Origin of the sequence: Tabrizicola fusiformis (assembly GCF_013328815.1) — a bacterium.
Lineage (GTDB): Bacteria > Pseudomonadota > Alphaproteobacteria > Rhodobacterales > Rhodobacteraceae > Fuscibacter.
In genome coordinates this window covers 12,483-32,145 of record NZ_JABUHN010000004.1, presented here as the reverse complement: position 1 = coordinate 32,145, position 19,663 = coordinate 12,483, and the positions used below count along the sequence as shown (strand labels likewise).

The 19,663-nt window shown below is 64.8% G+C and carries 18 protein-coding genes; 4 read left to right on the top strand and 14 right to left on the bottom strand.

Translation table 11 applies throughout. From position 1 onward, the window contains the following. Positions 1 to 45: 45 nt before the first annotated feature. The 5 genes from HS053_RS07280 to HS053_RS07260 form a co-directional block, all read right to left on the bottom strand. Positions 46 to 822, bottom strand: a complete 777-nt coding sequence (locus tag HS053_RS07280; RefSeq protein WP_174210570.1) for an enoyl-CoA hydratase-related protein — start codon at positions 820 to 822, stop codon at positions 46 to 48. Between the two features lie 63 nt (positions 823 to 885). Beyond that, a complete protein-coding gene (locus HS053_RS07275; RefSeq protein WP_174210569.1) occupies positions 886 to 1,347 on the bottom strand; it encodes a cytochrome c-type biogenesis protein in 462 nt (153 codons plus the stop codon). A gap of 3 nt (positions 1,348 to 1,350) precedes the next feature. Beyond that, on the bottom strand, positions 1,351 to 3,324 hold the full coding sequence (locus tag HS053_RS07270) for a heme lyase CcmF/NrfE family subunit (protein ID WP_174210568.1): 1,974 nt from the start codon (positions 3,322 to 3,324) through the stop codon (positions 1,351 to 1,353). Between the two features lie 75 nt (positions 3,325 to 3,399). Then, positions 3,400 to 3,960: an acetolactate synthase small subunit gene (gene ilvN / locus HS053_RS07265; RefSeq protein ID WP_174210567.1), complete on the bottom strand. Its 561-nt coding sequence runs from the start codon at positions 3,958 to 3,960 to the stop codon at positions 3,400 to 3,402. Positions 3,961 to 4,026: 66 nt separating this feature from the next. Beyond that, positions 4,027 to 5,781 carry an acetolactate synthase 3 large subunit gene (locus HS053_RS07260; RefSeq protein WP_458358888.1) on the bottom strand — a complete coding sequence of 585 codons (1,755 nt, stop codon included), beginning with the start codon at positions 5,779 to 5,781 and terminating at the stop codon, positions 4,027 to 4,029. A 489-nt stretch (positions 5,782 to 6,270) separates the two neighbouring features. Here HS053_RS07260 and HS053_RS07255 point away from each other — a divergent pair, with 489 nt between their 5' ends. Beyond that, entirely contained in the window at positions 6,271 to 7,377 is a 1,107-nt protein-coding gene (locus HS053_RS07255; protein ID WP_174210565.1) for a TRAP transporter substrate-binding protein, read from the top strand. Positions 7,378 to 7,573: 196 nt separating this feature from the next. Here the strand turns inward: HS053_RS07255 and HS053_RS07250 are convergent, their stop codons facing one another. From HS053_RS07250 to kynU, 9 genes are all read right to left on the bottom strand, one after another. Then, positions 7,574 to 9,289 (bottom strand): TRAP transporter large permease, encoded by a 1,716-nt coding sequence (locus tag HS053_RS07250; protein ID WP_174210564.1) that lies wholly within the window; start codon positions 9,287 to 9,289, stop codon positions 7,574 to 7,576. Then, on the bottom strand, positions 9,286 to 9,891 hold the full coding sequence (locus HS053_RS07245; protein WP_174210563.1) for a TRAP transporter small permease subunit: 606 nt from the start codon (positions 9,889 to 9,891) through the stop codon (positions 9,286 to 9,288). The genes HS053_RS07250 and HS053_RS07245 overlap by 4 nt, the downstream gene beginning before the upstream one ends. Positions 9,892 to 9,979: 88 nt before the next feature. Further along, entirely contained in the window at positions 9,980 to 10,390 is a 411-nt protein-coding gene (locus tag HS053_RS07240; protein ID WP_174210562.1) for a VOC family protein, read from the bottom strand. After that, entirely contained in the window at positions 10,387 to 11,223 is an 837-nt protein-coding gene (locus tag HS053_RS07235) for an arginyltransferase (protein ID WP_174210561.1), read from the bottom strand. The genes HS053_RS07240 and HS053_RS07235 overlap by 4 nt, the downstream gene beginning before the upstream one ends. A 140-nt stretch (positions 11,224 to 11,363) precedes the next feature. Further along, positions 11,364 to 11,831, bottom strand: coding sequence for a DUF2852 domain-containing protein (locus HS053_RS07230; RefSeq protein WP_174210560.1), 468 nt, complete (start codon positions 11,829 to 11,831; stop codon positions 11,364 to 11,366). Positions 11,832 to 11,974: 143 nt separating this feature from the next. Beyond that, on the bottom strand, positions 11,975 to 12,442 hold the full coding sequence (locus HS053_RS07225; RefSeq protein WP_174210559.1) for a YbaK/EbsC family protein: 468 nt from the start codon (positions 12,440 to 12,442) through the stop codon (positions 11,975 to 11,977). Positions 12,443 to 12,446: 4 nt separating this feature from the next. Then, positions 12,447 to 13,385 carry a L,D-transpeptidase gene (locus tag HS053_RS07220; RefSeq protein WP_174210558.1) on the bottom strand — a complete coding sequence of 313 codons (939 nt, stop codon included), beginning with the start codon at positions 13,383 to 13,385 and terminating at the stop codon, positions 12,447 to 12,449. Between the two features lie 115 nt (positions 13,386 to 13,500). After that, positions 13,501 to 14,334, bottom strand: a complete 834-nt coding sequence (gene kynA / locus HS053_RS07215; protein ID WP_174210557.1) for a tryptophan 2,3-dioxygenase — start codon at positions 14,332 to 14,334, stop codon at positions 13,501 to 13,503. A gap of 224 nt (positions 14,335 to 14,558) precedes the next feature. Beyond that, on the bottom strand, positions 14,559 to 15,755 hold the full coding sequence (kynU, locus tag HS053_RS07210) for a kynureninase (RefSeq protein ID WP_174210556.1): 1,197 nt from the start codon (positions 15,753 to 15,755) through the stop codon (positions 14,559 to 14,561). Between the two features lie 194 nt (positions 15,756 to 15,949). On the opposite strand from kynU, the gene HS053_RS07205 reads away from it, so the two are divergent. The 3 genes from HS053_RS07205 (at position 15,950) to HS053_RS07195 (ending at position 19,517) form a co-directional block, all read left to right on the top strand. Next, entirely contained in the window at positions 15,950 to 16,408 is a 459-nt protein-coding gene (locus HS053_RS07205) for a methyltransferase family protein (RefSeq protein ID WP_174210555.1), read from the top strand. A gap of 85 nt (positions 16,409 to 16,493) precedes the next feature. Continuing rightward, the gene (locus HS053_RS07200; protein WP_174210554.1) at positions 16,494 to 18,068 is read left to right on the top strand and encodes a Re/Si-specific NAD(P)(+) transhydrogenase subunit alpha; all 1,575 of its coding nucleotides are present in this window, start codon (positions 16,494 to 16,496) and stop codon (positions 18,066 to 18,068) included. A 15-nt stretch (positions 18,069 to 18,083) separates the two neighbouring features. After that, complete coding sequence (locus HS053_RS07195; protein WP_174210553.1) at positions 18,084 to 19,517, top strand: NAD(P)(+) transhydrogenase (Re/Si-specific) subunit beta; 1,434 nt, start codon at positions 18,084 to 18,086, stop codon at positions 19,515 to 19,517. Positions 19,518 to 19,663: the final 146 nt, after the last annotated feature.

Here is a 19,663-nt window from a genome sequence, read left to right as displayed (position 1 = left end):
GGCGGAAGGTTTCCGTAGGATGGGCAATTCTGCCCATCCCGGCACTCACCGCCCGGAAAACTTCGGCGCGCGTTTTTGCAGGAACGCCGCCACGCCTTCGCGGAAATCGGCGGAACCGCCGCATTCGCCCTGCAACCGCGCCTCAAGCGCCAGTTGCGCATCAAGGTCTTGCGCAAAGCTGACCCGCAGCGCCTGTTTGATGCCGCGGTAGGCCAGCCCCGGCCCGGCGGCCAGCGCCGCCGCCCGTGCCCGCCAATGCGCGGCAAAGACATCATCCGGCACCGCCTCATAGATCATGCCCCAGTCGGCGGCCTGACGGGCACTGATCTTGTCGGCAAAAAGCATCGCCCCCATAGCGCGGGCGAGGCCGATCTGGCGCGGCAACCAATGGGTGCCGCCGGCATCCGGCACCAGCCCGATCCGGGTGAAAGCCTGAATGAAGCTGGCGCTTTCGGTGGCGATCACCACATCGCAGCCCAGGGCCAGATTGGCCCCGGCCCCCGCCGCCGCCCCGTTCACCGCCGCGATGGTCGGCAGCGGGCAGTCGGTGATGTCTTTCAGCATCGGGACATATTCTTCGTTCAGGATCCGCTCGAAATCCACCGCCCCCGCCGCCTGTGCATCGGCCAGATCCTGACCCGAGCAGAACGCCCGCCCCGTGCCGGTCAGCACCAGCACCCGCGCCTCACCCACCGCCCGGGCGATGGCCGCGCGCAATTCGCCCCGCAGCGCGGTGGAGAGGGCATTCATCACCTCGGGCCGGTTGAGGGCGATGACGGCAACGCCGTCTTCAAGCGCATAGGTGACGTTCGGCTGGCTCATGGTGCTTCTCCCTGTTGCCGCCATGTTAGCGGCGGCTTCACCGGGGAAAAGCGGAACCCCGCGTCACTTCGGGCTGTCTTCCCGCAGCAATTCGGCCAGCCGCGCCTGATCGGCGGCGCTCAACCCCTCGGCTTCGGTCTCACGCGCCCGGCGCCGGGTGGCGGCAAAGGCAATCGCCCCCCCCGCCAGCAGCATCGCCGGCCCCGCCAGCCACAGGATCAGACCCGATCCGCTGGCGCGCGGGTTGAACAGCACGAATTCGCCAAAGCGGGTGACGACATAGTCGATCACCTGATCGTCGCTGTCGCCCGCCACCAGCCGCTCACGCACTGCAAGGCGCAGGTCGCGGCTGATCGGGGCGTTGGAATCGTCAATGCTTTCGCCCTGACAGACCGGGCAGCGCAATTGCCGCGAAATCTCGCGCGCCCGGGCTTCCAGCGCGGGATCGGCAAGCACCTCATCGGGTTGCACCGCAAAGGCGGGCAGGGCGGTCAGCAGCATCAGGGCCAGAAGGAACGCACGCATCGCCTACTCCGCCGGATGGGCCGCAGGCACCGCCCGCCGCGCGCCCGCGGCAAGGCGATAGCGCCGGTCAGTCAGGCTGAGGAACCCGCCCAAAGCCATCAACAACGCGCCGCCCCAGATCCAGTTGGCAAAGGGTTTGACATAGCCGCGCACGGCATAGCCGCCGCCCTCCTGCGCATCGCCGATCACCAGATAGATGTCGTTGAAGAACCCGTTCGAGATCGCCGCTTCGGTCGTCGGCATCGCCTGCACCGGATAGACCCGCTTTTCGGGGAAAAGCGTGGCCACCGTGCGGCCGCCGCGGCTCACCACCATTTCCGCCATGGTGGTGGTATAGTTCGGCCCCTCCTCCTCATGCACCGCCTTCAGGGTGACCTGATAGGGGCCAAGCGGAAAGGTCTCGCCCAGACGGGCGACGCGGATATCCTCGATCATCCAGGCATTGATCGCGGCCACGGCAAAGATCGTGACGCCCAGCCCGGCATGGGCTGTCACCCGGCCCCAATCGGCGCGGGGCAGGCGGCCGATCCGGCCCAGCCGCGCGGCAAGCGGCCCGCGCCCGGCCCGCGTCAGCAGGTCCACGCCCGCGCCGAAAACCACCCAAAGCCCCAGCGCCGCCCCAATCGGACCCAGCGCCGACCGCCCGGTCTGCACCGCCCAGACCAGCGCACCCAATGCCAGCGCCAGCACCGCCACCGGCATCAGCCGCCGCAGCACGCCGCCCAGATCGCCCCGCTTCCACGGCATCAGCGCCCCCACGGGCAGCAGCACGGCCAGCGCCACCATGAAGGGAGTAAAGGCCGCGTTGAAGAACGGCTCGCCCACCGACAGCACCCGGCCCCACAGCATCTCGGCCACCAAGGGCCAGATCGTGCCGATGAACACGACAAAGGCCGCCACCGCCAAGAGCAGGTTGTTCAACACCAGCGCGGATTCCCGGCTGACCATGGCAAAGACGCCCTTGGCCTCCAGCGCGCCCGCCCGCGCCGCGAACAGGGTCAGCGCGCCGCCCATGAACACACCAAGGATCAGCAGGATGAACACCCCCCGCTCGGGATCATTGGCAAAGGCGTGGACCGAGGTGATCACCCCCGACCGCACAATGAAAGTGCCGATCAGGCTGAAGCCAAAGGCGAGGATGGCCAGAAGGATGGTCCATGCCTTCAGGCTCTCGCGCTTTTCCACCACGATGGCCGAATGCAGCAGGGCGGCGGCAATCAGCCATGGCATGAAGCTGGCGTTTTCCACCGGATCCCAGAACCAGAACCCGCCCCAACCCAATTCGTAATAGGCCCACCACGAGCCAAGCGCGATGCCGATGGTCAGAAACACCCAAGCCGCCAGCGTCCACGGCCGCACCCAGCGCGCCCACGCCGCGTCGATCCGCCCCTCGATCAGGGCGGCGACAGCGAAGGAAAAGCTCATCGAAAGGCCAACATAGCCGAGGTAGAGGAAGGGCGGATGGAAGGCCAGCCCGGGGTCTTGCAGCAGGGGGTTCAGGTCGGCCCCATTCAAGGGCGGCACCGCCATCCGCAGGAACGGGTTCGAGGTGAACAAGAGGAAGGCCAGAAAGGCCATCCCGATCAGCCCCTGCACCGCCAGCACCCGCGCCCGCAGGCTTTCGGGCAGGTTGCCGCCGAACCAGGCGGCACAGGCGCCAAAGCCCGACAGGGCCAGCAGCCACAACAGGAGCGACCCCTCGTGGTTGCCCCAGACGCCCGACACCTTGTAGAGCATCGGCTTCAGCGTGTGCGAATTGCCCGCCACCAGCGCCAGCGAGAAATCCGAGGTCACAAAGGCCCAGGTCAGCGCCGCAAAGGCCGCCGCGATCAGCACGAATTGCGCCGTGGCCGCAGGCGCCGCCAGCGCCATCAGGCGCCGGTCGCCCCGCGCCGCCCCGATCAGCGGCAGGCTGCCCTGCACCAGCGCCACGGCCAGCGCCAGCGCGAGTGCGAAATGTCCAAGCTCGGTGATCATCGGCGGTCTCCTGCGTTCGGCCCCAGCATAGGGCAGGGCGCGGGCCGGGGAAATGGCCCGCGTCAGCAGGTCGCGTCACACGCCGCGCGACAGCGCCGCCACGCCGGTCCGCGCGATCTCTTTCAGGCCCAGCGGGCGCATCAGATCGGCAAAGCTGTCGATTTTCTCCGGCGTGCCGGTCATCTCGAAGACAAAGCTTTCCAGCGTGCTGTCCACCACATGCGCCCGGAAAATCTCGGCTAGCCGCAGCGCCTCGATCCGCGCTTCGCCCTTGCCGGCCACCTTGAACAGCGCCAGTTCGCGCTGCACCGACGGCCCTTCGGCGGTCAGGTCATGCACGTCATGCACCGGCACCATGCGGCGCAACTGCGCCTCGATCTGGTCGATCACCTGCGGCGTGCCAGAGGTGACAATGGTGATCCGGCTCAGATGCCGCGCATGGTCGGTCTCGGCCACGGTCAGGCTTTCGATGTTGTAACCGCGGCCCGAGAAAAGCCCGATCACCCGGGCCAGCACGCCCGGCTCGTTCTCGACCAGAATCGCCAGCGTATGGCTTTCGATCACTTCCGCATTGGGGTCGCGCAGGTCATAGGCCGAATGGCTCGTCGAGCCGCGTTTGATGTTGAGCGCCGACATGGGCTGCCCCTTTCATCTTGGTAAAAATATCCTGGGGGTCCGGGGGCAAGCCCCCGGTCCGCCCGATTACACCAGCACCGCGCCAGCCGCCTTGATCACGCCCTGCGTGTCCGCCTCGCCCAAGAGCATCTCGTTATGCGGCTTGCCGCTCGGGATCATCGGGAAGCAGTTTTCGTGCTTCTCGACAAGGCAGTCAAAGATCACCGGCCCGTCATAGCGGATCATCTCCAGAATGGCGTCGTCCAGATCGGCGGGGTCCGAGACCTTGATACCCTTGCAGCCAAAGGCTTCGGCCAGTTTCACGAAATCGGGCAGGCTTTCCGACCAGCTTTGCGAATACCGCTCACCGTGCAGCAGTTCCTGCCACTGGCGCACCATGCCAAGCCGTTCGTTGTTCAGTATGAACTGCTTGACCGGGGCGCGGAACTGCATCGCCGTGCCCATTTCCTGCATGTTCATCAGCCAGGACGCCTCACCGGCGACGTTGATCACCAGCGCCTCGGGATGGGCGATCTGCACGCCGATCGAGGCGGGCAGGCCATAGCCCATCGTCCCCAGACCACCCGAGGTCATCCAGCGGTTCGGCGCCTCAAAGCCAAGGAACTGCGCCGCCCACATCTGATGCTGGCCGACCTCGGTGGTGATGTAACGGTCCATCCCCTTGGTCAGCGCCTCAAGCCGTTGCAGGGCGTATTGCGGTTTGATGACCTTGGTCGAGCCCTTGTAGTCAAGGCAGTTGACCGCACGCCATTCGGCGATCTGCTTCCACCATTTGGCCAGACCCTCCTTGTTCACCTTGCGGCCGCGGGCCTTCCAGATGCGCAGGGCGTCTTCCAGCACATGGCCGACATCGCCCAGGATCGGCACATCCACCCGGATCACCTTGTTGATCGAGGAGGCGTCGATGTCGATATGCACCTTGCGGCTGTGCGGGCTGAAATCCTTGATCCGGCCGGTGATGCGGTCATCGAACCGCGCGCCGACGTTGATCATCAGATCGCAGCCATGCATCGCCAGATTGGCCTCATAAAGGCCATGCATCCCCAGCATCCCGAGCCAGTTCTTGCCCGAAGCCGGATAGGCGCCCAGACCCATCAGGGTGGAGGTGATGGGAAATCCGGTCGCCTCCACAAACTCGCGCAGCAACTGGCTGGCACCGGAGCCGGAGTTGATCACGCCGCCGCCGGTGTAGAACACCGGGCGTTCGGCGGTTTCCAGCATCTCCACCATGGCGGTGATGGCGTCGATATCGCCTTTCAGCCGCGGCTGGTAATGCGAGGTGCGGGCGCGCTGGACCGGGGTATATTCGGCGGTGGCGAATTGCACATCCTTGGGAATATCCACCAGAACCGGGCCGGGGCGGCCCGATTTGGCAACGTGGAAAGCCTGATGGATGGTGTCGGCCAGCTTCGCCGTGTCCTTCACCAGCCAGTTCATCTTGGTGCAGGGTCGGGTGATGCCCACGGTATCGGCCTCTTGAAAGCCATCGGTGCCGATCATGAAGGTCGGCACCTGACCCGACAACACCACGATCGGAATGCTGTCCAGAAGGGCATCGGTCAGACCCGTCACCGCATTCGTCGCGCCGGGGCCCGAGGTCACCAGTGCCACGCCCACCTTGCCGGTGGAGCGGGCATAGCCCTCGGCCATATGGATGGCGCCCTGTTCGTGGCGCACCAGAATGTGACGGATGTCATTCTGCAGGAAGATCTCGTCATAGATCGGAAGAACGGCCCCGCCCGGATAGCCGAAGACGACATCGACCCCCTGATCCTTGAGAGCCTGAACCACCATCCTTGCGCCGGTCATTGCGCCTGACATCGCCTTCGCCATCGGTCTTTCCTCATTTCGGCCGCGCCCTGCGGCCCTTCAGTCAACAAAAAGCCCCCGAGGGTCATTCGGGGGCGCATGGGATCCAGGATGGAAAACGGTTACCCGCCCATGCGCCTTGATCCTACGATTACGAGAAGTTCGGACATGCCCGACCCCAAATTGGCTTTGGCGGGACACTATGGCGGGGATGCCGGGGCGTCAACCGCAAATCGACGCCTAAAATGTCGCGCGAGGGTAAAAAATCGCAGGAATATTGCGTTCTGATCCGGGCTCGGCGCAACTTTCGCAAATCGCGTCGCCTGATTCTGGCCGACTCGGCACGGGGCAGGGTCTCAGGTTGCGGGTGGTAAGAAAAAATGACCAAATTTCGCCGATCTGCGAAAAAAGCGGTTCTCAGCCGCAGTTTCGCTGTTTAGGGTTGGTGCAGTCAACAAGGCGGGAGGGGGAATCTTCCGCCGTCCAGAGGAGGAGAAACTGATGGATCGTCGTTCCTTTCTGACCAAGGCCAGCATCGGCGGCGTTGCCGCTGCCGGGGCCTCGGTTCTGGCCGCTCCGGCCATTGCGCAGGCCAATCCCAAGGTCACCTGGCGCGTGACCTCGTCCTTCCCCAAGGCGCTGGACACCATCTTCGGCGCCGCCGACGTGATGTCGAAATACATCTCCGAAGCGTCGGACGGCAATTTCACCCTGCAGGTCTTCCCGGCCGGTGAACTCGTCCCCGGTCTGGAAGCGGCCGATGCCGTGTCCACCGGCACCGTCGAAGCCTGCCACACCGTTCCCTATTACTTCTGGGGCAAAGACCCGACCTATGCTCTGGGCGCTGCCGTGCCCTTCGGGCTGAACGCGCGTCAGATCAACGCCTGGTTCTACCATGGCGGCGGCATCGACCTGATGAACGAGTTCTATGCCACGCAGAACCTGATCGCCTTCCCGGCGGGCAATACCGGCGTGCAGATGGGCGGCTGGTTCCGCAAGGAAATCACCTCGGTCGCCGATATGAGCGGGCTGAAGATGCGGGTCGGCGGCTTTGCCGGCAAGGTCATGGAAAAGCTGGGCGTGGTGCCGCAGCAGATCGCCGGCGGCGACATCTATCCGGCGCTGGAAAAGGGCACGATCGACGCCACCGAATGGGTTGGCCCCTATGACGACGAAAAGCTCGGCTTCTACAAGGTCGCGCCCTACTACTACTATCCCGGCTGGTGGGAAGGTGGCCCGGCCATCGCCACGATGATCAACCTCGACAAGTGGAACGAACTGCCGCCCGCCTATCAGGCGCTGCTCAAGATGGGCTGCCAGGTCGCCAATGCCGACATGCTGTCGAACTATGACTGGAAGAACCCCACCGCGCTGAAATCGCTGGTGGCCAATGGCGCGCAACTGCGCCCGTTCCCGCAGGACGTGATGCAGGCTTCGTTCGATGCCGCCAACGCGACCTATGCCGAGATTTCGGCCGGCAACGAAATGTTCAAGAAGATCAAGGAAAGCCAGGACGCGTTCAAACGCGACGCCTATCTTTGGGCGCAGATCGCGGAATACAATTACGACGTGTTCATGATGGGCCAGCAACAGGCCGGCAAGCTCTGATCTGACGACAGACGGCGGAAGGCCCCGGAGAAATCCGGGGCCTTTTGCATGGCGGGGGGATGGGCAGATTGCCCATCCTACGGGGCGGCGGGTGATGTCTGATGCTCAGGCGCGCGGAAACAGAAAGGCCCCGGCGAGACCGGGGCCTTTTTGCGTTGCAGGGGGAGGATGGGCAATCTGCCCATCCTGCCTGGGGTTACGGCTGGATCACCGGCGGCGCGCCCAGTTGCGGCAGGGCGGGCAGGCCGTTGGCCGGGGCGCCGGTGCCGCCCGGTGCCGGGGCGCCGGGAACGGTCAGCGTCGGCAGGCTCGGCATCTTGATCTCGACCTTCGAGACATCGACCGGCGCACCCTTGTAATGCATGACCATCGAGGGGAAGGCGATCACCACCCCGATCATGATCACCTGGATCACCACGAAGGGCACCGCCCCCCAGTAGATCTGCCCGGTCGAAACCCCGGCGGTCTTGGTGCCCGTCACCTTGTCCACATAGCTCGACCTTGGGGCGACCGAACGCAGGTAGAACAGCGCAAAGCCGAAGGGCGGGTGCATGAACGAGGTCTGCATGTTCACCCCCAGGATCACCCCGAACCAGATCAGGTCGATCCCCAGCGCCTGTGCGGGCGCCACCAGAAGGGGAACGATGATGAAGGCCAGCTCGAAGAAGTCGAGGAAGAAGGCCAGCAGGAACACCAGGATCGAGACGAAGATCAGGAACCCGGTCTCGCCGCCCGGCAGCGCGGTCAAGAGATGTTCGACCCAGATATGCCCGTTCACCCCGTAGAAGGTCAGCGAAAAGACCCGCGCCCCCACCAGAATGAACATGACAAAGGCCGAAAGCCGCGTGGTCGAGGTCAGGGCCTGTTGCACCACCGTAAGGTTCAGCCGCCCCTTCATCGCAGCAAGGATCATCGCGCCGACGGCGCCCATCGCGCCGCCTTCGGTGGGCGTGGCGATGCCAAGGAAGATCGTGCCCAGCACAAGGAAGATCAGCGCCAGCGGCGGGATCAGCACCATGACCACCTGTTGCGCCAGACGGCTCATCAGGTTGATCTTCAGCCCCTTGTCCAGCAGGGCATAGACATAGATCACGATGACGCCCACCGTGCCGCCCAGAATGTCGGCATCGGCCCCCATGGTCGGCGACAGCCAGACATGGGCGCCATAGCCGATGGCGATGGTCGCCGCGATGGCCACCAGCAGCGAGGTCACGCCATGGCCCAGCGTGCGCGCCTCAATCGGCAGTGCGGGCACCCATTGCGGCCGGAAGATCGAGACGAGGAAAATATAGGCCATGTAGAACCCGGTCAGCACCAGACCCGGGATCATCGCGCCGGCATACATGTCACCCACGGATTTGCCCAACTGGTCGGCCAGAACGATCAGCACCAACGACGGCGGGATAATCTGCGCCAGCGTGCCGCTGGCCGCAATCACCCCAGAGGCAACCCGCCGGTCATAGCCATAGCGCAGCATGATCGGCAGCGAGATCAGCCCCATGGCAATCACCGATGCCGCCACGACGCCCGTGGTCGCCGCCAGCAAGGCGCCGACGATGATCACCGCATAGGCCAGACCGCCGCGGATCGGCCCGAACAACTGGCCGATGGTGTCGAGCAGGTCTTCGGCCATGCCCGACCGTTCCAGAACGATGCCCATGAAGGTAAAGAAGGGGATGGCGAGCATCGTGTCATTCGACATCGTCCCCCATAGTCTTTGCGGCATGGTGAACAGAAGCGGCCAATCCAGCGTGATGCTGTTTTCCGACCACGGCGCCAGCCAGACCCCGATGGCAAAGAACAACAGCCCGTTGGCCGCCAGCGAAAACGCCACCGGATAGCCCAAGAGCAGGAAGATGACGAGCGAGGCGAACATGATCGGCGCCATGTTCAGCGCGATGAACTCGATCATTTGCGATCCTCCCCGGCCAGTTTCGCCACCGTGTCGGCAAGGGCCGCGCCTTCCAGCTCGGCCGCCTCATGGGCCGAAACGAAGGGGGTGGGATCTTCCATTTCGCCGCGCATCACCGCGATTTTCTTGACGATTTCGGAAATCCCCTGCAACACCAGCAAGATGAAGCCCGCCGCCAGAATGGCCCGCGCCGGCCAGATGATCAGCCCGCCCGAATTGGTCGAAACCTGCCCGATCTCATAGGCGCGCCAGGCATAGGGCACCAGCATGAAGGACATCAGCACCACGAAGGGCATCAGGAAGAACACATGGCCGAACAGGTCGATCCAGTGTTGCGTCCGCCGCGAGCGGGTGCCGTAGAAGATGTCGATGCGAATATGTTCGTTCTGTTTCAGCGTATAGGCCGCGGCCAGCATGAAGGCCGCCCCGAACAGATACCATTGCAGCTCAAGCCAGGCGTTGGACGAGGTGTTGAACACCTTGCGCACGACCGCATTTGTTGCACTGACCAGGATGGCAATGAAGATCAGCCATGTCACGGCCTTTCCGATTGCCTCGTTGAAGCGGTCTATCGCACGCGATAGCACCAGCAATCCCTGCATGGGCTCCTCCCCGAATTTCGGCGCGTTTTGCGCTCTGGCTAAAAGTGGTAAGAAAACTTGTCCAATTATCCCGGCCTTGGGCGTGCCGTCAACCGTTCCCTTCGGCCCCTCCGCTGACAGGCTGGATCAGATCCCAGCGGTTGCCCCAAGGGTCGCGCCACACCGCCACGATACCATAGGTTTCATGGCGCGGCGCCTCTTCAAAGATGGCGCCTGCGGCGGTCAGCCGGGCGGCGTCGCGGGCGAAATCATCGGTCTGGACAAACAGCCAGACCCGCCCGCCGCCCTGCGCGCCGATGGCGGCCTGCTGCGCCGCCCCCTCGGCCCGCGCCAGCACCAGCCGGGCGCCGCCGCCGGGGCCTTCGAGCGTGACCCAGCGTTTGGCGCCCTGCGGGATGTCTTCGGTCACCTCAAAACCAAGGGCCGCGCGGAAGAAGGCAATGGCAGGGTCATAGTCAGGCACGATCAGCGACAGGGCCGCCAGTCGTGCGCCGCTCATTCGCGGACCGTGCGCGCTTCGGGCAGGGCGATGCGGGCCACCTGTTCGGCAATCGGATCGACCGACAAGGGATGCAGTTCGGCCCGGTGGCTGGCCGGATCGCCGATATCGGTCCAGACCCCGGATTTGTAGATTTCCAGCGCCGGGAAATTGGCCTTGTAACCCATCTTCCGGCTGCCCGGCACCCAATAGCCCAGATAGACATAAGGCAGCCCGGCCTCGCGTGCGATCTCGATATGGTCGAGAATGGCGAAAGTGCCCAGCGACAGGTGCTGCAAGTCGGGGTCATAAAAGCTGTAGACCATCGACAGCCCGTCATCGAACACATCCGTCAGCGAGACGCAGGCCAGTGGCCGCCCCTTTTCGCCCGGACCGGCGGGGCGGGTGTATTCGATGACCCGGCTGCGGATCGGGGTTTCCTCGATCATTGCGGCGAATTCGAACACATCCATGTCGGCCATGCCGCCATCGGCGTGGCGCACGTCCAGATAGCGGCGGAACAGAGTGAACTGATCCTCAGTCGCCCAGGGGCTGGTGGCATTGCGACGCAGGTGGCTTGCCGCCTTGAGGATCTTGCGATGGGTCCGGCTGGGCTTGAAATCGGCAACCCGGATGCGGGCCGAAAGGCAGGCCGAACATTCGGCGCAAGACGGGCGATACAGCACGTTCTGGCTGCGCCGGAACCCCTGTTTTGACAGGGCGTCGTTCAGCTTCTGCGCCTGCTCGCCCTGCAATGCGGTGAAAAGTTTCCGCTCTTGCCGCCCTTCAAGATAGGGGCAGGCTTGCGGGGCCGTCACATAGAACTGGGGCGCGATGGGCAGGGTGTGGCGCATGTCGCGGACGGCATCCGAAAGAGGGGTCAGACGCGCAGGTTATCAAGGGCGAGGCGTGCCGCCAAGGACAATTGCCGGGCGAATGAAAAAGCCCCGCGCCGGGGGCGCGGGGCTTGCAGATGCGGCCGGGGAAGGGCGGCTCAGTATTCGCCTGCCCGGGGGGCTTCGGGGGCGGAAGGCACCGGGGCCTGAGCGGCGCTGCGGGCGCGGTCATCCATGAAGGCGTCGAACTCGGACTTGTCCTTGGCCTCGCGCAGGCGCTGCAGGAAGCCTTCGAAGGCGGCCTGCTCATCCTCAAGGCGCTTCAGCATCTCGGATTTGTAGGCGTCAAAGGCGGCGTTGCCCGAGCTGTGATAGGCACGGTGGAACCCCATATGGCGGGCTTCGCGGCGGGCGGCGCAGGCGGAACGGCTGAACATGCGTTTGCTCCAGATCATATAGGCGAGAAGGGCAAGGCCGACGGGCCAGACGAAGATGAAGCCCAGCACCATGGCGGCAATCCAGGCGCCCTTGCCATAGCTGTCAAGCCAAGCCTCGGCGCGGCGCAGCCAATTGCGGGAGGTGGGTCCGCCGGTGACTGCGGCGGCGGTCGGCGTGTAGCTGTTCATCGGCGTTGCTCTTTCGGTTCGCGGTTGATGTGAATGTCTTTCACATGCGCAAGATGCCCCCGGATCGCGCCGCTTTCAAGTGGGTATGTTAAAGAAATTCACATTAGGCCAAAATTCGCCGGCAGGGCGGGGCAGGCCAAGGGTTACAGCGTAAAATCGGCGAGGTCGGCGCCGGTCGCCGCCCGCAGCGCGGCGGGCGCCACCGGAAAGATATGCCGCGGCGTGCCTGCCGCCGCCCAGACCGTCTCATACCCCATCAAGGCGGGGTCCATGCGGATCGGCAGCGGCGTGAGATGGCCCAAAGGGGCCACGCCGCCAATGGCAAAGCCGGTAACGGCGCGCACGGCCGCGGCATCTGCCCGGCCCAGCACCTCACCCGCGAGGGCCGAGGCGCGCGCCCCGTCCACCTGATTGCCGCCCGCGGTCAGGAACAGGTATAACTGCCCGCTTTCCCCCTGAAACAGGATCGACTTGACGATCTGGTTCAGCGCGCAGCCCGCCGCTTCGGCGGCCTGCGCCGCCGTCCGGGTCTCGCCCTGCATTTCAAGCGGCTGGCTGTCAAGCCCCGCCGCCCTGAGGGCGGCGGTGACCCGGGCGAGGCTTTTGCTCATCGGCTCAGGGTGCCGGGCAGACGCCGTTGACCAGCGCCACGGCACAGGCCGGGGCGGTGGCGGCAGGGGCGGCCGGAGCCGGAGCCGCAGCGGCGGGTGCCGGAGCGGCAGGCGCTGCCGCAGCCGCGGCCGCAGACGCCACCGCGGCCGGCGTCAGCACCGGCGGCGGCAGCACGGTGATCTTCGGCACCACCACCACTTCGGGCGCAGGCGCGGCCACGACGGCGGGCTTGGGCTTTTTCGGCGTGGGCGGCGGCAGGGTCAGCCCCTTGGGCATCTCACCCGAAGCGGTCAGCACGATGACCTTGGTGCCCAGCGGCACCTGATCAAACAGGTCCATCACGTCCTGATTGATCATGCGGATACAGCCCGACGAGGCATTCTTGCCGATCGAGAACCATTCCGGCGTGCCATGGATGCGATAGCCATAATCGCGCCCGTTGGTCGTCAGATATAGCGCGCGGGCGCCCAGCGGGTTGGTCGGGCCGCCCGGCTGGCCCTTTTCCCATTTGGCCAGTTCCGGCTTGCGCACGATCATCTCTTCCGGCGGGGTCCAGGTCGGCCAGGTCTTGCGTTCAGAGACCACAGCCTCACCCGACCACTGGAACCCGGCCTTGCCCACGGCGATGCCATAGCGCGTGGCGCGGTTCTTGCCGGTCACATGGTAAAGATGCTTGGTCGAGGGGTTGATGATGATGGTGCCGACCGGCTGGTCGGTTTCATAATAGACCGTCTGGCGCTGAAACTCGGCCGGCACCTTTTCGACCGGCACGGCGGCGACGTTGAACTGCGGATCGGCCTTGGCGGCATAGGCGCCCTCGACAAGCTGCGGCGCCGGCGGCTCAGCAAGCCCGGCGTCGATCATCGCCTGATTGGGAACACAGGCGGCCAGCGTCAGGCTCAGAGCCGTGGCGGCCAGAAGTTTGGTCAGAAGTGCGTGCATTCTTGGGGTCCATCGCCGCGCAGGCCCCATAGAGGGGCCCGCTGTTTCCGTTTGCACGCTAATCGACTGGTTCCGCCACGTCAAAGCCCCTTGGCATCACGCCGGCGTGAGGGCGTCAAAGTGTGGTGCGCAGGTGCCAGAGTTCGGGGAAAAGCTCGACCTCCAGCATCTTGCGCAGGTAATTCGCCCCCGAGGTGCCGCCGGTGCCGCGCTTCAGCCCGATCACCCGCTCGACCGTGGTGACATGGTTGAAGCGCCAGCGGCGGAAGTAATCCTCGAAATCCATCAGCTTCTCGGCCAGCTCATAGGCTTCCCAATACTGCTGAGGATCGCGGTAGACGGTTTCCCAGACCGCCTGCACCCCGGGATGGGCCACCCATGCCTGCCGCAGGTCACGCGCCAACACATCGGCAGGCACCGGCAGCCCGGCGCGGGCCAGATGGCGCAGCGCCTCGTCATAAAGCGAGGGGCGGGCGAGTTCGGCCTCAAGCTTTGCCGTCAGGTCGGCCCGGTGGGCATGGGGACGCAGCATGGCCAGATTGCGGTTGCCGACAGCATATTCGATCAGCCGGTATTGCCAGGACTGAAAGCCCGAGGATTGGCCCAACCCCTCGCGGAAGGTGGTGTAATCGCTGGGCGTCATGGTGCGCAGCACTTCCCAGGCATTGTTGAGCTGTTCGAAGATGCGGGCGATCCGGGCCAGCATCTTGAACGCCTCGCGCGCCCGGTCGGCGGCAATCATGGCGCGCGCCGCCTCCAGCTCATGCAGCGCCAGCCGCATCCAAAGCTCGGATGTCTGGTGCTGGATGATGAACAGCATCTCGTCATGCGCGCCGGTCAAGAGGCGCTGGCTGTCCAGAATGCGGTCGATCTGCAGGTAATCGCCATAGGACATGCGGCCGTCGAACGACATCTGCGCGCCATCCTTGGCGGGGTCATAGGTGGTCATGGGTCTCTCCGGGTGCTGATGAAAGGGCAGGGCAGGGCATCAGGCCCCGCACCGCCGGTTCAGCACCGAAAGATTGCCCATCCGCCGCCAGAGACAGACCCAGCCCGCCGGACGGCAAAGCGGCGGCAATTTCATCTTGGTCCAAATATCCCCGCCGGAGGCTCCTGCGGCAGATGCCGGACGCTCCGCGGGGGATATTTTTGCCAAGATGAAAGCGCTTGCCATCAGGTCACCTTGGCGCGGGTCCTGTAGGCGGGCGTGTCCCAGAGCGATTTGGCCATCACCTCGGCCAGAATGGCGACGGCGCGGTCCACCTCTTCGGCGCCGATGAACAGTGGCGTGAAGCCGAAGCGCAGGATGTCGGGCGCGCGGAAATCGCCGATCACACCGCGTGCGATAAGCGCCTGCATGATGGCATAACCTTCGGGGTGGCGGAACGACACCTGGCTGCCCCGGCTGGCAGGATCGCGCGGGGTGGCAAGGGTCAGGGTCGGGCAGGTGGCCTCGACCCCGGCGATGAAGCGGTCGGTCAGCGCGAGCGAGGCCGCGCGCAGCGCCACCATGTCCACCCGATCCCAGATGTCCAGCGACGCCTCAAGCGCGGCCAGTTGCAGGATCGGCGGGGTGCCGACGCGCATCCGCTCGGCCCCGCGGGCCGGGCGATAGTCGAGGTCGAAGGCAAAGGGCGCATCATGGCCCTGCCAGCCCGACAGCGCCGGGCGGGCGCGGTCCTGATGGCGGGGGGCGACATAGATGAAGGCCGGGCCGCCGGGACCGGAGTTCAGGTATTTGTAGGTGCAGCCGCAGGCGAAATCGGCGCCGCATTTGGCCAGTTCCACCGGGAAGGCCCCGGCGGAATGCGCCAGATCCCAGATGGTCAGTGCGCCTTTCTCATGCGCCCGGGCGGTGATCGCGGCCATGTCGTGTTTGCGGCCGGTGCGGTAATCGACCTCGGTGATCATGGTCACGGCGATGCTTTCGTCGATCGCCTCCAGCACCGCTTCGGGTTCCACCACCCGCAGTTCGTAACCTGCGCCCAGAGTGCGGCAGAGGCCCTGCGCCATATAGAGATCGGAAGGGAAGTTTCCACTGTCGGACAGGATCACTTTCCGCCCCGGGTTCATTTCCAGCGCCGAGGCCAGCGCCTGATAGACCTTGATCGACAGCGTGTCGCCCATCGCCACCGAATCCGGTTCGGCCCCGATCAGCCGGGCGATGCGGTTGCCGACCGCCATCGGCTTGTCCATCCAGCCCGCCTTGTTCCAGGCGGTGATCAGCAGTTGCCCCCATTCCTGCGTGACGGTGGCCGCCACCCGCGCCGCCGCCGCAGATGGCAGCGGACCAAGCGAATTGCCGTCCAGATAGATCATGCCTTGCGGCAGATCGAACAGGGCGCGGGTCTGGGTGAAATCGGTGGTCATCAGGCTCTCCTCGTTGCGGTCAGGTTGCGCTGCCCGCGTCTGCGGATCAAGGGGGGGGTGGAATAAATTTTAAGCTTGAAATATAAGGGAGGCTGATGCAGGCTCGTCGCGCCGGAAAACGACAGAAGATGCACCAAAAGCGATTGCATCACCGGGAGGCATCGGCATTATGCGCCCGCAGCAAGGGGGATCTTATGGGACAGATGTTGATCCGCTGGCTGGACTGGCCGCAGGCATGGGCCTTTGCCGGGGTTCTGGTGATTGCGATTCTGGGCTGGATCGGCTTCCCGGTCGGGTTTGGCGCCTATGGCCCGGGGCTGGGTCTGGCCTGTCTGGTGCTGGCGCTCTGGCTGATGGGCATGGCCGTCTGGACGATGGCCCGCGCGAAAACCACCGTCAATCCGCGCGGCACGCCGACCGCCCTTGTCACCGAAGGCGTCTTTGCCATCTCGCGCAACCCGATCTATCTGGGCGATGTCTTTCTCTTGCTGGCGGCCAGCTTCTGGTGGGATGCGCCTTTGGGGCTTCTCTTGGCGGCGGGTTTCGTCTGGCTGGCGAATGAGCGTTTCATCACCGGCGAAGAGGAGCGCCTGGGCGAAATCTTTGGCGACGAGGCGGCGCATTGGTTCAATCGGACACGGCGCTGGCTCTGAGAGCGGCGGGCGCGCGGAAGGGGCTTGACCGCAGGGATCAAGCCGACAAAGGAAGGCGGCAGGACCGCAAGGGGGAAGAGGGCGCATGAAGATCGGATGTCTGAGTGAGGTGTTTGCCGGGGAGGCGCGGGTTGCCTTGACGCCGGATTCGGCTTTGGCGCTTGCCAAGCTGGGTCATGCCAGCGTGATCCAGTCGGGTGCCGGGGCGAAGGCCGGCTTCTCGGATGCGGCCTATGCCGCGGCGGGGGTCGAGGTGCTGGCCGATGCGGCGGCGGTGATTGCCGCGGCGGATGTGCTGGTCAAGGTGCGCGGCCCGGAAGCTGCCGAGGCGCAGGCGCTGCGCGAAGGCCAGACGCTGATCTCGTTCTTCTGGCCGGCGCAGAATGCCGAGCTGCTGGAGATCGTCAAGGACCGCGGCGCGACCGTGGTGGCGATGGACATGGTGCCGCGGATTTCCCGCGCGCAGAAGATGGACGCGCTGTCGTCGATGGCCAATATCGCGGGGTATCGCGCGGTGATCGAGGCGGGGGCGAATTTTGGCCGCTTCTTCACGGGGCAGGTGACGGCGGCGGGCAAGGTGCCGCCGGCGCGGGTGCTGATCGTCGGGGCCGGGGTGGCGGGGCTTGCCGCCATCGGCACCTCGACCAGCCTTGGCGCGATCACGCTGGCCTTTGACGTGCGGCCCGAAGTGGCCGAGCAGATCGAATCCATGGGCGCCGAATTCGTCTATCTCGACTTCGCCGAAGCGGCGCAGGACGGGGCGGCGACGGGCGGCTATGCCGCGCCCTCGTCCCCCGAGTTCCGCGAAGCGCAGTTGAAGAAGTTCCGCGAGCTGGCGCCCGGCATCGACATCGTGATCACCACCGCGTTGATCCCGGGGCGTCCGGCGCCCAAGCTCTGGACCGCCGATATGGTGGCGCTGATGAAGCCCGGCTCGGTCATCGTTGACCTTGCGGCGGAACGCGGCGGCAACTGCGACCTGACGGTGCCCGACCAGAAGATCGTGACCGACAACGGCGTGACCGTGGTCGGCTATACCGATTTCCCCAGCCGGATGGCGGCGCAGGCCAGCACGCTTTATGCCACCAATATCCGGCACATGCTGACCGATCTTACACCGAAGAAAGATGGTGTGATCGTTCACAACATGGAAGACGACGTGATCCGCGGCGCCACCGTGACCAAGGATCACGCCATCACCTTCCCGCCGCCGCCGCCCAAGATCGCGGCCATCGCGGCGCAGAAGCCGAAGGAAAAGGTCAAGGAACTGACCGTCGAGGAAAAGCGCGCGGCGGAAGCCGCGGCGTTCAAGACCCAGACCCGCAATCAGGTGGGAATGCTGGTCGTCGGTGGCGCGCTGATCCTTTTGGCGGGCCTGTTCGCCCCGGCCAGCTTCATGTCGCACTTTATCGTCTTCGTGCTGTCGGTCTATGTCGGCGTGCAGGTGATCTGGAACGTCTCGCATTCGCTGCACACGCCGCTGATGGCGGTGACCAATGCGATTTCCTCGATCATCATTCTGGGGGCGCTGATGCAGATCGGCTCGGGCAACTTCCTTGTGGTGATCCTTGCCGCCGCCTCGGTCTTCATGGCCGGGATCAACATTTTCGGTGGCTTCATGGTCACCCGGCGGATGCTCGCCATGTTCCAGAAGTCGTAAGGGAGGCCGGGCACAATGGACTACGGATTCACCACGGCCGCCTATGTTGTTGCGGCAGTTCTCTTCATTCAATCGCTGGGCGGTCTGTCCGGGCAGGAAAGCGCCAAGCGCGCGGTCTGGTATGGCATCGCGGGCATGGCGCTTGCGGTGGCGGCCACGCTTTACGGCCCCGGCGCAGGCAACTGGCTGATTTCGCTGGTGATGATCGCCGCCGGTGGCGCCATCGGCTGGGTCGTCGCGCAGCGCGTGCAGATGACCGAGATGCCGCAGCTTGTGGCGGCGATGCACAGCCTTGTAGGTCTTGCGGCGGTGTTCATCGGCTATAACACCCATATCGAACTTGTCCGCATCGCGGCGCTGGACGAAACCGCCCGCGCCGCGCTGAACGGCTTTGCCGCCGTCGTCGCGCACAAGAGCGGGGTGGAAGTCTCGATCCTGCGGGTTGAAACCTTCCTTGGCGTCTTCATCGGCGCGGTCACCTTCACCGGCTCGGTCATTGCGTTTGGCAAGCTGGCGGGCAAGGTGGACGGCAAGGCGAAAAAGCTGCCGGGCGGCCATGTGCTGAACGCGGCGGCTGCGATCATCTCGGTCGTGCTGCTGGTGGTCTATCTGCAGACCGGCTCGACCCTTGCGCTGGCGGTGATGACGCTGGCGGCGCTGTTCATCGGCTATCACCTGATCATGGGCATCGGCGGCGCCGACATGCCGGTGGTTGTCTCGATGCTGAACAGCTATTCCGGCTGGGCGGCGGCGGCGATCGGTTTCTCGCTGTCGAATGACCTCCTGATCGTGGTCGGCGCGCTGGTGGGCTCTTCGGGGGCGATCCTGAGCTACATCATGTGCAAGGCGATGAACCGCAGCTTCGTCTCGGTGATCCTGGGCGGCTTTGGCGGCACCACGGGCCCGGCGATGGAAGTGACGGGCGAGCAGGTGGCGATTGACGCCGAAGGGGTAGCGGCGGCGCTGAACGATGCCGACAGCATCGTGATCATCCCGGGCTATGGCATGGCGGTGGCGCAGGCGCAGCAATCGGTGTCCGAACTGACGCGCAAGCTGCGCGCCAAGGGCAAGAACGTCCGCTTTGCCATCCATCCGGTCGCGGGCCGTCTGCCGGGCCATATGAACGTTCTCTTGGCCGAGGCGAAAGTGCCTTACGACATCGTTCTGGAAATGGACGAGATCAACGAGGACTTCCCTGAAACCGATGTGGCCATCGTCATCGGCTCGAACGACATCGTGAACCCGGCGGCGCAGGAAGACCCCAACAGCCCCATCGCCGGGATGCCGGTTCTGGAATGCTGGAAGGCCAAGCAGGTGTTTGTGTCGAAGCGCGGTCAGGGCACCGGCTATTCCGGCATCGAAAACCCGCTGTTCTTCAAGGACAACACCCGCATGTTCTATGGCGACGCCAAGAAGAGCATCGACCAGTTGCTGCCGATGATCGAGTAGGATAGCAAGATGTTAAGACTTATCAGTGTCTTGTCCACCTTCGCGCTGTCTGGTTGCATTACATTAAACGCAGAGACAGCGAAAACGATGTCAAGTCAGGGCCTATGCGATCTCACTGACCAGAGCATGTATGTTTCTACGTTTGA

What these genes read in the sequence shown, in the direction of transcription:
- HS053_RS07280 (WP_174210570.1), bottom strand. Translation starts at nt 822, where the DNA reads ATGAGCCAGCCGAACGTCACCTATGCGCTTGAAGACGGCGTTGCCGTC.
- HS053_RS07275 (WP_174210569.1), bottom strand. Translation starts at nt 1,347, where the DNA reads ATGCGTGCGTTCCTTCTGGCCCTGATGCTGCTGACCGCCCTGCCCGCC.
- HS053_RS07270 (WP_174210568.1), bottom strand. Translation starts at nt 3,324, where the DNA reads ATGATCACCGAGCTTGGACATTTCGCACTCGCGCTGGCGCTGGCCGTG.
- ilvN (WP_174210567.1), bottom strand. Translation starts at nt 3,960, where the DNA reads ATGTCGGCGCTCAACATCAAACGCGGCTCGACGAGCCATTCGGCCTAT.
- HS053_RS07260 (WP_458358888.1), bottom strand. Translation starts at nt 5,781, where the DNA reads ATGTCAGGCGCAATGACCGGCGCAAGGATGGTGGTTCAGGCTCTCAAG.
- HS053_RS07255 (WP_174210565.1), top strand. Translation starts at nt 6,271, where the DNA reads ATGGATCGTCGTTCCTTTCTGACCAAGGCCAGCATCGGCGGCGTTGCC.
- HS053_RS07250 (WP_174210564.1), bottom strand. Translation starts at nt 9,289, where the DNA reads ATGATCGAGTTCATCGCGCTGAACATGGCGCCGATCATGTTCGCCTCG.
- HS053_RS07245 (WP_174210563.1), bottom strand. Translation starts at nt 9,891, where the DNA reads ATGCAGGGATTGCTGGTGCTATCGCGTGCGATAGACCGCTTCAACGAG.
- HS053_RS07240 (WP_174210562.1), bottom strand. Translation starts at nt 10,390, where the DNA reads ATGAGCGGCGCACGACTGGCGGCCCTGTCGCTGATCGTGCCTGACTAT.
- HS053_RS07235 (WP_174210561.1), bottom strand. Translation starts at nt 11,223, where the DNA reads ATGCGCCACACCCTGCCCATCGCGCCCCAGTTCTATGTGACGGCCCCG.
- HS053_RS07230 (WP_174210560.1), bottom strand. Translation starts at nt 11,831, where the DNA reads ATGAACAGCTACACGCCGACCGCCGCCGCAGTCACCGGCGGACCCACC.
- HS053_RS07225 (WP_174210559.1), bottom strand. Translation starts at nt 12,442, where the DNA reads ATGAGCAAAAGCCTCGCCCGGGTCACCGCCGCCCTCAGGGCGGCGGGG.
- HS053_RS07220 (WP_174210558.1), bottom strand. Translation starts at nt 13,385, where the DNA reads ATGCACGCACTTCTGACCAAACTTCTGGCCGCCACGGCTCTGAGCCTG.
- kynA (WP_174210557.1), bottom strand. Translation starts at nt 14,334, where the DNA reads ATGACCACCTATGACCCCGCCAAGGATGGCGCGCAGATGTCGTTCGAC.
- kynU (WP_174210556.1), bottom strand. Translation starts at nt 15,755, where the DNA reads ATGACCACCGATTTCACCCAGACCCGCGCCCTGTTCGATCTGCCGCAA.
- HS053_RS07205 (WP_174210555.1), top strand. Translation starts at nt 15,950, where the DNA reads ATGGGACAGATGTTGATCCGCTGGCTGGACTGGCCGCAGGCATGGGCC.
- HS053_RS07200 (WP_174210554.1), top strand. Translation starts at nt 16,494, where the DNA reads ATGAAGATCGGATGTCTGAGTGAGGTGTTTGCCGGGGAGGCGCGGGTT.
- HS053_RS07195 (WP_174210553.1), top strand. Translation starts at nt 18,084, where the DNA reads ATGGACTACGGATTCACCACGGCCGCCTATGTTGTTGCGGCAGTTCTC.